Source organism: Desulfurobacterium sp. (assembly GCF_027028515.1).
In the GTDB taxonomy this organism is placed as follows: Bacteria; Aquificota; Aquificia; order Desulfurobacteriales; family Desulfurobacteriaceae; genus Desulfurobacterium_A.
In genome coordinates this window covers 1-13,336 of sequence record NZ_JALVIW010000107.1, presented here as the reverse complement: position 1 = coordinate 13,336, position 13,336 = coordinate 1, and the positions used below count along the sequence as shown (strand labels likewise).

Below are 13,336 nucleotides of genomic sequence, written 5' to 3'. Positions count from 1 at the left end.
ATTGGACCCAAATTGTTGTAAAATTTCCTATTAAATCCACTCTATGTCGGAGGTTGCCTTGCCAAAACGAACAGATCTTAAAAAAATCATGATAATCGGTTCCGGACCTATTGTGATAGGACAGGCTGCGGAGTTTGACTATTCCGGAACTCAAGCCTGTAAAGCTTTAAGAGAAGAAGGATACGAGGTTGTTCTCGTTAACTCGAACCCTGCAACGATTATGACCGATCCGGACATTTCCGATAGAACATACATTGAGCCTCTTACGGTTGAGGCTGTTGAGAAGATAATCAGAAAGGAAAAACCTGACGCGTTACTTCCTACGGTTGGCGGTCAGACTGCCCTTAACCTTGCCGTTGAACTTTACGAGTCCGGCGTCCTCGAAAAACATGGCGTCGAGCTTATAGGTGCCAATGTTGAGGCCATTAAGAAGGCTGAGGATAGAGAACTGTTTAAAGCCGCAATGCTGAAAATAGGGTTAGATGTTCCAAAAAGTGGTTTTGCCCGTTCAATGGAAGAAGCAATGGAAATCCTTGAAGAGGTTGGACTCCCCGCAATCATAAGACCATCATTCACACTCGGTGGTGAGGGCGGTGGTGTTGCCTACAACGTTGAAGAGTTTAAAGAAATTGTCAGGAAGGGACTTGATGCAAGCCCGATTACAGAGGTTCTCATAGAGGAATCTGTTTTAGGCTGGAAAGAGTACGAATTGGAAGTTATGAGGGACTTGAACGATAATGTTGTTATTATCTGTTCCATTGAAAACCTTGACCCGATGGGGGTTCACACCGGCGATTCTATCACTATTGCACCAGCCCAGACACTTACAGATAAGGAGTATCAGATTTTAAGGGACAGTGCCATAAAGATTATCAGGGAAATTGGCGTTGAAACTGGCGGATCTAACGTTCAATTTGCCGTGAATCCTGAAAATGGAAGGGTAATTGTTATCGAGATGAACCCGAGAGTTTCCCGTTCTTCAGCCCTTGCGTCAAAGGCTACAGGATTCTCTATCGCTAAAATTGCTGCAAAACTTGCCGTTGGCTACACACTTGATGAGCTTCCAAACGACATCACCAAAAAGACACCTGCATCTTTTGAACCTGCAATTGATTACTGCGTTGTTAAATTTCCAAGGTGGGCCTTTGAGAAATTCCCTGAAGCTGATGCTGTTTTAACTACCACTATGAAATCTGTCGGTGAAGTTATGGCTATCGGCAGAACGTTTAAAGAAGCCCTTATGAAAGCTATCCGTTCTCTTGAGAACGGAAGGTATGGTCTTTTCTTGAAAGGAATTGATCAGGTTTCCCGTTCTGAACTTGAGTCGAAGATCGCTGTTCCAACTCCTGACAGGATATGGTACATAGCGGAAGGTTTTAGAAGAGGAATGTCAATAGATGAAATTTACGAATTGTCAAAGATAGATAGATGGTTTTTACACAATATAAAACAGCTTGTTGACCTTGAAAAAGAGCTCGTCAAGTACAATGTTGACACTGTTCCTGAAGAGCTTCTTAAACTTGCCAAAAAGTGGGGATTTTCAGATATCTACCTTTCAAAAATCTGGAATGTACCTCAAAAAACAGTGAGGGAAAAGAGAGAAAAGGTTGTTCCGGTTCTTTACAAGAGTGTTGATACCTGCGCCGGCGAGTTTGAGGCTTACACACCTTACTACTATTCTACCTACGATGGGGTTGAGTGTGAGGCAAAACCTTCTGATAGAAAGAAGGTTGCCGTTTTTGGCTCAGGACCCAACCGTATAGGTCAGGGTGTTGAGTTTGACTACTGCTGTGTTCACTCTGTTTGGGCTTTGAGAGAACTTGGTTATGAAGCCCACATGGTAAACTGTAACCCCGAAACTGTTTCAACAGATTACGATACGTCAGATAAACTCTTTTTTGAGCCGCTTACACTTGAAGATGCCCTAAACATAGTAAGAAAAGAAGGACACGAAGGAGTTATCGTTCAATTTGGCGGTCAAACGCCGTTAAAGCTTTCTGTTCCTTTTGAAAGAGAAGGTGTGAAAATTTTAGGTACAAGTTCTGACAGCATTGACATAGCCGAAGATAGAGAAAGGTTCAGGGAACTTCTTAACCGTCTTGGGTTAAAGCAGCCCCCTTCAGGCATTGCTCACTCCCTTGAAGAGGCAGAGAGAGTGGCTGAAGAGATTGGTTTTCCGGTTCTCATGAGACCTTCTTATGTGCTTGGCGGAAGGGCTATGAGAATCGTTGACAGCATGGAAGAGCTTAGAAATTACATGAACGAAGCAGTTGAAGTTTCCGAAGACAAGCCCGTTCTTATAGATAAGTTTTTAGAGGATGCCGTGGAGTTTGATGTTGATGCAGTTTGTGACGGAAGCAGGGTCGTTATCGGTGGCGTTATGGAACATATAGAGGAAGCCGGCATTCACTCTGGTGATAGTGCCTGCGTTCTACCAACGTTCTCTGTTCCGAAAGAAATTGTTGAGAAGATGAAAGACATAACAAGAAAAATAGCGGTTGAACTGAAAGTTAAAGGTCTAATAAACATTCAATTTGCCGTTAAAGATGGTGAAATATACATAATTGAAGTCAATCCAAGAGCTTCAAGAACTGTTCCTTTTGTAAGTAAGGCTACAGGTATTCCGCTTGCCAAGATAGCGACAAAGGTCGCCCTCGGTAAAACGCTTGACGAACTCGGTGTTAAGGAAGTTGAGCCTCCCTATTACTCTGTAAAAGAGGCCGTTTTCCCCTTTAACAGGTTCACAAAAGTTGATCCTGTCCTGTCACCGGAGATGAAATCTACCGGTGAAGTTATGGGTATCGATGAAGACCTTGGCACGGCGTTTTACAAGGCGCAGCTTGCCGCAGGTTCAAGGCTTCCGATAGATCCTTCCAGAGGGAAGGTCTTTGTAAGTGTGAAAGATAAGGACAAACCAAAGGTCGTGAATATTGTTAAAGAGCTTATAAATATCGGTTTTGAAATTGTTTCTACTGAAGGAACCTACAGGTTTTTAAAAGAGCAGGAACTTCCCGTTTCCATAGTTTACAAGATCCAGGAGGGAAGAAGACCAAACATTGCCGATATGATAAAAAACAACGAGATTGCCCTCATTATCAATACACCAACAGGATCAAAGTCAAAGAGAGACGCGATGAGCATAAGGCGGCTGGCAGTTAATTACGGAATTCCTTACTACACCACTATAAGAGGTGCCGAAGCAGCCGTCATGGCTATCAAGTCTGTAAGAGAGAAAAACTTTGATGTTAAGCCCTTACAAGAATATCATAGATTTTAACTCGCATTGAGGTCCTCCTAAAGGGCCTCTCTTTCGTTTATATATTTTTCAACGGTTATTCCGGCTTTTAAAAGATAATCAGGAAGGAAAGAAAGAAGTTCTGATAGTTTTTTCTTAACGATTTTTTCCTTTAACCTCTTGGTGTTTCTGATAGGATCTTTTACCTTTGTTATGTTCGCAAACCGGATATTTGCAATCTGACGCTTTCCCTCTGTTATAGAACCAAAGATTTCAACGGTTATCGTTGCAGTTTTGTTTTCTCTTTTGATATTCACCGCTGTCTTAAGGTTGACGGTTGCGCTGATTCTCTTCGTTTCAACGGCAAGTTCCGGGTCAACAAACAGCTCCTGAAATGGCCAGATGCTTTCAATCTCTTTCAACGTTCCTCTCCAGGATTTTAAGTGTCGTCTCAATTTTATCAACGGAAGACGCTATCCAGACTTTTATCTCTATTTCCCTTTCGCTTCCGGAGTCGCAGGCCCAACGGTAATTCCTGAAAATGTTGTGAAACAGGTCGTACAAAATTTTCTTTTCCCTTATCTTTCTATTTTTTCCTAACAGTTCCTTTTTCATCTTTAAAATGTTCTTCTTTCTCTTTCTGAAAAGATTGCGAAAGACTCTGTTAGACAGCTTCTTCGTGTCAAAATTGACAATCTCTCTTTCAGCCACTTTTAAAAACCTTTCAAACAACTTTTCGTGGCTTTCCGAATAAACAGGTGTCATCTCTATTTCATGCCTTATTTCAAGCCGAACTCTCATAATGATAGAATTATAAACCAAACCTTTAAGCAGGGGCGTGATGAAGTATGAAATTTTTATATCGGAAAAACCGACTGATGGAAGGGAAATAGAAGAAATAAAAGGGATTCCCGTTATCAGACCGGTTCAGATCCACAGCAGTACAGTGGTTTTTGCAGGTAGAAGGTATTCAGGAAGGAAAGGAGATGCGATTGTTACCGATAACAGGAAAGTATGGGTTGGGGTTTTGAGCGCAGATTGCATTCCCATCCTTGTCGTGGCAAGGGGCATGGTTGCAGCTATTCATGCCGGATGGCGAGGAACACTAAAAGGTATCACTTTCAAAACTTTAAAGTACATTCAGACTTTTACAGATGTTCAAAAAATCATAATAGGTCCCGGTATCTGCAACAAGTGCTATGAGGTAGGTGAAGATGTTTACAAGCTTTTCAACCCACATTTAAGGAACAGGCTTTTCAGACCTTATGGAAGCAAGAAATATTTGTTTGACCTTAAAAAAGCAAATACCATTCAGGCAAAGTCAGCAGGCGTAAGTGTTATAGAGGATTTAAATCTCTGCACCGTTTGTAATAACGATAGGTTTTACTCTTTCAGGAAAGAGAAGACAGAAAAGAGGATTCTATCTGCTATAAGGCTTTTATGAACCAGCAATAGGAAAGAAGCAGCGAACTTCCCTGCCGTTTATCTCCTTGATTTCAGGAAGTTCTTTTTTGCAAATCTCTTTTGCCCTTTCACATCTTGGGTGGAACGGGCAGCCTGAAGGTTTTGATTTAATGTCAGGTACATTGCCGGGAAGGACTGGCAGTTTTCTCTTTCCCTTCCCTTCAACTTTCGGAATGCAGGCTATAAGTCCTTTCGTATAGGGATGAAAAGGGGTTTTAAGAATATTTTCTGTCCTCCCGCTTTCCATTACGTAGCCGGCATACATAACGTAAACTCTGTCGGTTATTTCAGAGATGACATCAAAGTCGTGGGATATGAATAGAAGTCCCGTATTTTCTTCCTTTACAAGGTTGTTCAAAAGGAAAATAATTTCTCTCTCAGTTTTCTTGTCAAGGGCGGTTGTCGGTTCGTCAGCTATTATAAAATCCGGGTTACAGGCTATTGCCATGGCTATCATTACCCTCTGTTTCAGTCCTCCTGAAAGCTGGTGAGGATAACTTTCGTACTTTACCTCCGCATCTGGTATGGCAGCCTTCCTGAGAAGCGAGATTACGCTTTCTCTAATGTTTTTTCTCCGGCCTTCGTGGTAGATAATTGCCTCTTCTATCTGATTGCCGATTTTCAGAAGGGGATTAAGAGCAGAGGACGGATCCTGAAATATGACTGAAACGGTTTTCCACCTTATTTTGCTATTGAGATCCCTTTCGTTCAAAAGGTAAATATCCTGATGGTTGACTTTCACGTTTCCTGTAACTTTAAAGCCTCCAGGCAAAAGCTTCATTACCGATAGAGCGGTTACCGATTTTCCGCTTCCACTCTCTCCAACTATCCCAACTCTTTCTCCCTTTTTCACTGTAAGGTTTACATCTTCAACGATTGTGAAGTTTTCGTAGATTATGGAAAGATTCTTTATCTCAATCATTTACAGTCACCTCAATCCAGTAAGAGCTTCCTGAAAACATCATTTCGTCAAAGAAGAATTTTCTACATATTAGCTTTTTCCCTGCCTCTTCCTTTGCTGCCATGTAATGGGCTATCACTTTTGGTACCGTCCCGAGGAAAAAGCCGTGGCTGTCTTTTATCGTGTACGTTACGGGAGTTTGAGGGTTAAGAACTTCTCTCGTTAGGACAATTGGCTCATCTGTTTTTATAACTCTTTCCCAATTCGGTCTGTATTTTCTCTCGGTTATTACCGGAAAGATGTATCTGTTTTCTAAAGCGAAAAACTGGTGGAAGTTTTCGTAGTTCTTGAGTTTTAAGAGAAATTGGAGGAGTTCTCTATTGCCGGCGATACCATCGATTCTCGTGTAGCCAAAGCACCTTAAAGCGTATATGCCTATGAGGTACCAGAGGTTTTTCTCTTCTAAAATCTCTTTTATTTTGCTCCCAACGGCTTTAAACATTACAGGACTTTCTGCGTACAAAGATTCCATAGCCGAGAAGAGAAATGTCAGATTTTCCAGAGAGAATTTGAAATCCTGGAGGTTTTTGATAAGTTCGTTTTTTCGTGAAACGGCCTTTTTTCGGTAAAAGAGCCTTGATAAAAGCCACTTCTTGTTGATTCTTGTAGAAAGAAGGTTTAAAACTTCCCTGTCAAGAAACCAGTTTATATAGAGGAAAAACCGTCCTTTCTCTCTTACAATTTCAACGTAGGGTCTGAATGTTTTATGCTTCAGGATGTCCTTCACGAGTGTTTTTAAAGCGTTTTCCACAAGTTCAATTAGAACCTTTTCTTCTTCCGGTTTTGTTTTAAGATGGCTTATCTCTATTTTCAACTCAACACCATCAACAATTTCCCGCGCTACTGGAACTATGAGAACCTTTCTGTCATGTACGATCTCATAATTTGTGTAGGCAACTCTTACGGGAAAGTATGGTTCTATGGTCTGAGAAATCGTTTCAAGGATTGAAGCGATTACTGAACTGTCCTTTCTATTTTTAAGATCAAGTAACTTTTTGTATTTAATTTTGAAATTTTCTTCGTTCTTTCTTTCAGGGAGCGAAGGTGTGTATAGCTGAAGCTTTTCAAGCTTTTCCCAGTAGAGTATATCAACGTCCTCTTCAAGGGGGATAAGATCTGTGTGAACATCATCATAACCTAACTTCATTGCGTTGTTTCTTATCCTTTTTGCCTTTTCAAAGAGACCGATTTCCTGCCTTGATATCTGCCAGAAGGATTCCTCTATGTGAAGAAACTCACCTTCAACGGGAAAGTAGAAGTTTTTATAGGCTTCTGTCAGAAACTTGTAGCTGTTAACTCTCTCTGGATGTTTGTAAAGGACAAGCTGAATGTCTGCCTCTTTTACGTGCCTGTTTGACGCTATCAGAAGGGACGGTGAGTTTGGAAACTGCTTTCTGAAGGTCCTTATCTTTTCCGTTATGTAGTTTTCTGTCAGAAAGTTTATTCCGGATTTTTTAATCTGATCTGGAAATATGGAAAATACCATGAGAACCTTTTCTTCTGGTTTAATAAATTTCTCCTGTTTTACGGGAATGCCGGTTTTTCCGGAAATGTACATGGCGAAGGGAAACGCGCAGGGATCGGCTGGATATACGGCATTAAACTTTATGTTAAGTCTGCGCGTCCTTAAAATAAAGTTGTCAATAGCATCCAGTATGTTCGCTTGAGATAGCGTGTCAACCTTATATATCGGTCTATAGGTGCAACTGCTAATTCTCATATTTCTCCCTGAATTCCTTGCTATATAAATATGGATTTTACATGATGATTGTGCAAATGGAACTTTGACGGAGTGGTATTACAGAGATGCTCTTGTTTTTCTCTCTTTTAGCTTTTTTATGGTGGAAAGGAATTCAAGTTCTTGTTCTTCCAAAGCTGCCTCTTCAGCCGATAAAACAATAGCAGAGGCCCTTTTATCAAGAGTTAAGAGGCTTTCTGTCAGATCCCCCATCTTGTTGTTCCTCTATTGCCGTTTTAACTGCCTCTGATAATAATTTTAGCTTATTATTTTTCCTCTGTAAAGCAGGAAAAAGCGGGCGGAAACCGTTCTTTTCAATCTCTTTTATCCTCATCTCTTCAAGTCGCACGCTCCTTATTTCTCCTGACAATCCTATCTCTCCAAAAACAGCAATATTTCTCCTTACAGGCTTACCAAGGTAACTTGACGCAATTGCCAGTGCAACGGGAAGATCAACGGCCGGTTCCTTTATTTTTACACCGCCTACGATATTTACAAAAACGTCAAAATTTCTTAACGGATATCCCAACTCCTTTTCAAGAACGGCTATGATAATGGAAAGACGGTTGGCATCTATGCCTTTTGCCCTCCTCTGAGGCGTTGAAAAAACAGCCCTTGACACTAAGGCCTGCACCTCAAGAAGCAGCGGCCTTGTCCCTTCTATGCTGCAGTAGATAACAGATCCCGGCTTTCCTACGGGGCGTTCCGACAGGAAAAAGAGTGAAGGATTTTTAACCTCTTTTAATCCCTTTTCTTCCATCTGAAATACGGCTATTTCCCCCGTCGAACCAAAACGGTTTTTTAGCGCTTTTAAGATTCTAAAATTGTGCCCTCTATCACCCTCAAACTGGTAAACAGCATCAACTATGTGCTCAAGAACCTTTGGACCGGCTATTGTTCCCTCTTTGTTTACATGGCCTACTATAAACGTTGTTATCCCCTTCGCTTTTGACAGGTTGGTTACAAAGGCAGTTCCTTCTCTTACCTGTGATACAGAACCTGCCGCAGATTCAATGTGCGGGAGATAAACTGTCTGTATTGAATCGACTATGAGAAATGCCGGTTTCTCCTTTTCAATAAAATTTTTTATCTCTTCAAGATTATTATTTGCAAGGACTAATATTTCAGGGCTTGATATTTCAAGTCTCCTTGCCCTCATTGATATCTGTTGAGGCGATTCTTCTGCCGAAACGTAGAGTACCTTACCGTGTTTAGAGAGTTTTTCCGAAAGTTGAAGCAGAAACGTTGATTTTCCTATACCCGGTTCACCTGACAGCAGGGAAACAGAACCTTTTACAATACCTCCACCCGCTACTCTGTCAAATTCTTCAATGCCGGATATGTACCGTTCTTTTTCTATTTCTGAAATTTCAGTTATTGGTGTAGGCTTTTCGGAAGAGGTTTCAATCCATGAAACGGAAGCTTTACCTGCAGGTTTTGAAATTACTTCTTCTATTAAGGTTCCCCAGCTTCCACACTCCGGACATTTTCCAGACCAGGTGGGACTTTTGTATCCACACGATTGACAGATATAAACGGTCTTTTTCTTTGCCATCTCTTAATCAAAGATAACCGTTTTGTTGTCATAAACAAGTATTTTGTTTTCGAGATGCCACCTTACAGCTTTCGCAAGGACAACTTTTTCAAGGTCTCTTCCCTTTCTTATCATGTCTTCAACAGTGTCTCTGTGCGTAACTCTGACAACGTCCTGTTCAATTATAGGTCCCTGGTCGAGCTCTTCTGTTACGTAGTGACTGGTTGCTCCAATTATCTTCACTCCCCTTTCATATGCCCTGTGGTATGGACGGGCACCAACAAAAGCCGGTAAGAAGGAATGGTGAATATTTATAATCCGGTTTGGAAATTCACGGACGAAATCATCTGTAAGTATCTGCATGTATCTTGCAAGAATTATAAGGTCAATGTTTTCTTTCTTTAAAAGTTCTATCTCTTTCTTTTCAACATCTTTTTTTGTCTCTTTCGTTTTCGGAAAGTGGTAAAAATCTATGCCAAACATCTTTACAACATTTTCAAGATCTCTATGGTTGCTGATTACGAGTCTAAGGTTTCCCCTCATCTCTCCAGCTTTAAATCTGTAGAGAAGGTCGTATAGACAGTGGTCGTACCTTGACACAAATATAGCAACGTTTGGAATTTCAGTGTTGAACTTCAAGTCCCACTTCATGGAAAATTTATTGGCTATGAAAGAGAAAGCGGTTGCTATCTTTTCCTTCGGAATTTTAAAATCTTTCAAATCCCACTCTATCCGCATGAAAAAGATGTGTTTCTGAAAATCAATATGCTGGTCGGCATGAATGATGTTCCCATCGTTTCTTGCGATAAAGCCGGTTATTTCTGCCAAGATACCTTTTCTATCGGGACATGATATAAGCAGTGTGGCTGTTTCTTCCATTGTTCCTCCGGTCTACTCAACAGTAACACTCTTTGCAAGGTTTCGCGGCTGGTCAACATCATATCCTAAAAAGTCTGCTATATGATACGCGAAAAGTTGAAGCGGCACAACGGTAAGGAAAGGATATAGAAGTTCTTCTGTTTCAGGTATTTCAATGGCAAAGTCTGCAAGTTTTTTAACTTCAAGACAATCCCTGTTTGTTATTGCAATGACTTTTCCTTTTCTCGCTTTCACTTCTTCAATGTTTGAAACCATCTTTTCATAAACCCTGTCTCTTGGTACCACTACAACAACAGGCATCTTCTCGTCTATAAGCGCAATAGGACCGTGTTTCATCTCTCCTGCTGGATAGCCTTCAGCATGTATATAGCTTATCTCCTTAAGTTTCAAAGCACCCTCAAGGGCTATCGGGTAGTTTACGAATCTTCCAAGATAGAGTGCATCCTGAGAGTTGTAAAACTCGAGAGCTATTTTCCTTACCTGCCCTTCTTCGCTTTCCCTATCAAGAAATTCTTTCATCTTTGCTGGAATTTCAGATAGCGCTTTTAAGAGTCTTTCTTCTTTTTTTTTCGTAATTTTGTTTCTTATCCGTGCCGCTTCAACGGCAAATAGGAAAAGAGCGGCAAGCTGTGTTGTAAAGGCTTTGGTTGATGCAACGCTTATTTCAGGCCCCGCGTGCGTGTAAATTGTATAGTCCGCCTCTCTCGTTATGGTTGAACCAATCACATTACATATTGCAACAACCTTTGCACCTTTCTTTTTGGCAAGTCTAACCGCCGCAAGGGTATCTGCAGTTTCCCCTGACTGAGATATGGCAATGATTAAGGTTTTTTCATCTATTATGGGATTTCTGTACCTATACTCCGAAGCATAATCCACAGATACGGGAATACCTGCTACCGACTCTATAAAGAACTTTCCTACTAAACCCGCATGGTAAGAAGTCCCACAGGCCACTATTTGAATTTTGCCAAATGTAGTTAAAAGCTCCCTGTTGTTTTCTTCCAACAGTGACAACTTGCCAGATATGGTATCTGCAACGGCCCTTGGCTGCTCGTATATTTCTTTTATCATAAAGTGCTTGTATCCGCCCTTTTCAGCCTGAGCTATTGACCAGGGAATTTCTTTAGTCTCTTTTGTTATTTCATTTCCATTCAGGTCAAATATGTGAACATTATCGGCAGTTATGACGGCACATTCGTTATCATCGAGGAAGATGACCCTGTTAGTGTAGGATAAAAAGGCAGGTACGTCCGACGCTAAAAAGTTTTCTCCCTCACCGACACCGATCACTAAAGGGCTGTCTTTCCTGACGCACACGATCTTGTCAGGCTCACCCTCATAGATAACGGCTGCCGCGTATGAACCTTTGAGTTTTGATGTTGCCGACAAAACTGCACTAAGAAGATTTTTACCATTTTTAATTTCCTCTTCGACAAGGTGTGCAATAACCTCCGTATCTGTTTTGGATTTAAAAATATGCCCTCTGCTTTCAAGTTCTTTTTTAAGCTCCGTAAAATTCTCAATTATTCCGTTGTGAACCACAGCTATTTTCCCGGTACAATCAACATGAGGATGAGCATTTACATCGTTTGGTTCACCGTGAGTTGCCCACCTCGTGTGTCCAATAGCTATATGGGGTAAAGACAGATCCCTGTTCAGTTCAAATTCAAGATCCCTTATTTTCCCGCTCTTTTTATAAATCTTAAGCTTCCCTGAATCTATGAATGCCACTCCGGCAGAGTCATACCCCCGGTATTCCAGTCGTTTTAATCCATTTATTACAATATTTTTAGCATTGTCTTTTCCTATATAGCCTACAATTCCACACACAGTATCCTCCAGACAACAATTTACCCTACCTCCCCTTTCTTTTAGAGTTAAAATATACCATAATTACCGTGTCAGATTATTACCTTTTTAAGGAGGAGAGTAAATGAACCTGAACGTGACTCCACTTGACTTTCAACCGACAAATGAACTTGCCGTAGAAATCGTTGAAAGGAAGGGTATAGGCCACCCGGATACCATTTGTGATGCTCTTGCTGAAAAGCTTTCAGCCGAACTTTGTAAGTTTTATAAAGAAAATTTTGGTTTTGTTCTTCATCACAACGTTGACAAGGGACTCCTGCTTGGTGGAAGCGCAACGCCATCTTTTGGCGGCGGTGAAATAACAGCACCAATTGAGATATATCTTGTTGGTAGAGCCATAAAAGAGTATAAGGGCATTAAGGTACCTGTAGAAGAATTTGCTATTGAAGGAACTAAAGAGTGGCTTAAAGAGAATATTCACGCTCTCAACCCGGATAGAGATGTCAGAATCCATTGCCTTGTAAGACCCGGTTCCGTTGACCTCGTGGACATCTACATGAGGCAACTTGAAACAGGCGTTCCCCTTGCAAATGACACTTCTTTTGGTGTAGGTTTTGCACCGTTTGATGAAGTAGAAAACATCACATTCAACGTTGAAAAAGTTCTAAACAGTAAAGAGATGAAGGAAAAACATCCAGAAATAGGCGAAGATATTAAAGTTATGGGTGTTCGCAAAGGGGGCACAATTGACGTTACCGTAGCTTGTGCTTTCGTTGATAAGTTCATTAAAGACATCAACGATTATGTGGAAAAGAGAGAAAACGTTAGAAGAATAGCAGAAGAAGTTGCCAAAAAATATACAAGCAGAGAAGTAATTATCCACATCAACACAGGAGATGATGTTGAAAGAGAAAATGTTTACATAACAGTTACTGGAACATCTGCAGAAGCTGGAGATGACGGTGAAGTGGGAAGGGGGAACAGAGTTAACGGCCTCATCACACCTTACAGACCGATGAGTCTCGAGGCAGCTGCCGGTAAAAATCCAATTACTCACGTTGGTAAACTTTATAACATCACAGCTAACCAGATATGCGAAGCTGTTGTAAAGGAAATCCCTGAAGTAGAAGAAGCTTATTGTTACATCGTCAGCCAGATTGGTAAACCGATTACTGAACCTTTAGCACTCGATGTTAAGATAAGAACAAAGGACGGAAAAATCGACATCTACAAGGACAAAATAGAACCTATAGCTAAAGAGTGTCTTGCTGACATTTCAAACATATGGAAGAAACTTGTTGCTGGAGAGATTTTAGTTTACTAATTGTTTTCTTTTTGTTCTCAATGGAAGCCCGGAAAATCCGGGCTTTTTCTTTTTAATCCTGTTATAATATTCTTACTCTATCTATCAGGAGGACTTATGAAAGCTGTTATTTTAGCCGGAGGAAGTGGAACAAGGCTTTATCCCGTAACCATTTCAGTAAATAAACATTTTCTCCCAATATACAACAAACCTATGATTTATTATCCCTTATCCCTTGTAATGCTCCTTGGTATAAAAGAAGTACTTTTTATCGTCAATCCCAGTGACATTGAATCCTTTAAAAAACTCTTTGGCAACGGTTCTCACCTTGGTATGAACATAAAATACACAATTCAGGAAAAACCTAATGGTTTAGCTGAAGGACTCGTTCTTGCTGAAGATTTCATTGG

12 protein-coding genes are annotated in these 13,336 nt (G+C 40.8%); 4 read left to right on the top strand and 8 right to left on the bottom strand.

Going from position 1 to position 13,336, the window contains the following annotated elements; genetic code table 11:
- Positions 1 to 58 precede the first annotated feature (58 nt).
- Positions 59 to 3,277 (top strand): carbamoyl-phosphate synthase large subunit, encoded by a 3,219-nt coding sequence (carB, locus tag MV676_RS08855; RefSeq protein ID WP_297446927.1) that lies wholly within the window; start codon positions 59 to 61, stop codon positions 3,275 to 3,277.
- A gap of 17 nt (positions 3,278 to 3,294) precedes the next feature.
- On the opposite strand, the gene MV676_RS08850 is transcribed toward carB, so the two are convergent.
- A complete protein-coding gene (locus MV676_RS08850; RefSeq protein ID WP_297446925.1) occupies positions 3,295 to 3,657 on the bottom strand; it encodes a hypothetical protein in 363 nt (120 codons plus the stop codon).
- Entirely contained in the window at positions 3,644 to 4,036 is a 393-nt protein-coding gene (locus tag MV676_RS08845; protein WP_297446923.1) for a hypothetical protein, read from the bottom strand. The genes MV676_RS08850 and MV676_RS08845 overlap by 14 nt, the downstream gene beginning before the upstream one ends.
- A 40-nt stretch (positions 4,037 to 4,076) precedes the next feature.
- On the opposite strand from MV676_RS08845, the gene MV676_RS08840 reads away from it, so the two are divergent.
- Positions 4,077 to 4,679, top strand: a complete 603-nt coding sequence (locus MV676_RS08840) for a polyphenol oxidase family protein (protein ID WP_022846492.1) — start codon at positions 4,077 to 4,079, stop codon at positions 4,677 to 4,679.
- Here the strand turns inward: MV676_RS08840 and MV676_RS08835 are convergent.
- The 6 genes from MV676_RS08835 to glmS form a co-directional block, all read right to left on the bottom strand.
- On the bottom strand, positions 4,674 to 5,621 hold the full coding sequence (locus MV676_RS08835; RefSeq protein ID WP_297446920.1) for an ABC transporter ATP-binding protein: 948 nt from the start codon (positions 5,619 to 5,621) through the stop codon (positions 4,674 to 4,676). The two genes, MV676_RS08840 and MV676_RS08835, sit on opposite strands and share 6 nt — an antisense overlap.
- Positions 5,614 to 7,380, bottom strand: coding sequence for a hypothetical protein (locus MV676_RS08830; RefSeq protein WP_297446918.1), 1,767 nt, complete (start codon positions 7,378 to 7,380; stop codon positions 5,614 to 5,616). The genes MV676_RS08835 and MV676_RS08830 overlap by 8 nt, the downstream gene beginning before the upstream one ends.
- Before the next feature lie 78 nt (positions 7,381 to 7,458).
- Positions 7,459 to 7,611 (bottom strand): hypothetical protein, encoded by a 153-nt coding sequence (locus tag MV676_RS08825; RefSeq protein WP_297446914.1) that lies wholly within the window; start codon positions 7,609 to 7,611, stop codon positions 7,459 to 7,461.
- Positions 7,577 to 8,953 (bottom strand): DNA repair protein RadA, encoded by a 1,377-nt coding sequence (gene radA, locus MV676_RS08820; protein ID WP_297446912.1) that lies wholly within the window; start codon positions 8,951 to 8,953, stop codon positions 7,577 to 7,579. The genes MV676_RS08825 and radA overlap by 35 nt, the downstream gene beginning before the upstream one ends.
- Positions 8,954 to 8,956: 3 nt before the next feature.
- Positions 8,957 to 9,811 (bottom strand): formyltetrahydrofolate deformylase, encoded by an 855-nt coding sequence (gene purU / locus MV676_RS08815; protein WP_022846479.1) that lies wholly within the window; start codon positions 9,809 to 9,811, stop codon positions 8,957 to 8,959.
- A gap of 12 nt (positions 9,812 to 9,823) precedes the next feature.
- Positions 9,824 to 11,644, bottom strand: a complete 1,821-nt coding sequence (gene glmS / locus MV676_RS08810; RefSeq protein WP_297446909.1) for a glutamine--fructose-6-phosphate transaminase (isomerizing) — start codon at positions 11,642 to 11,644, stop codon at positions 9,824 to 9,826.
- 103 nt (positions 11,645 to 11,747) lie between these two features.
- Here glmS and MV676_RS08805 point away from each other — a divergent pair, with 103 nt between their 5' ends.
- Positions 11,748 to 12,947 carry a methionine adenosyltransferase gene (locus MV676_RS08805; RefSeq protein WP_297446907.1) on the top strand — a complete coding sequence of 400 codons (1,200 nt, stop codon included), beginning with the start codon at positions 11,748 to 11,750 and terminating at the stop codon, positions 12,945 to 12,947.
- Between the two features lie 96 nt (positions 12,948 to 13,043).
- The coding region (locus MV676_RS08800) for a sugar phosphate nucleotidyltransferase (RefSeq protein WP_297446905.1) at positions 13,044 to 13,336 on the top strand (293 nt) is incomplete at its 3' end.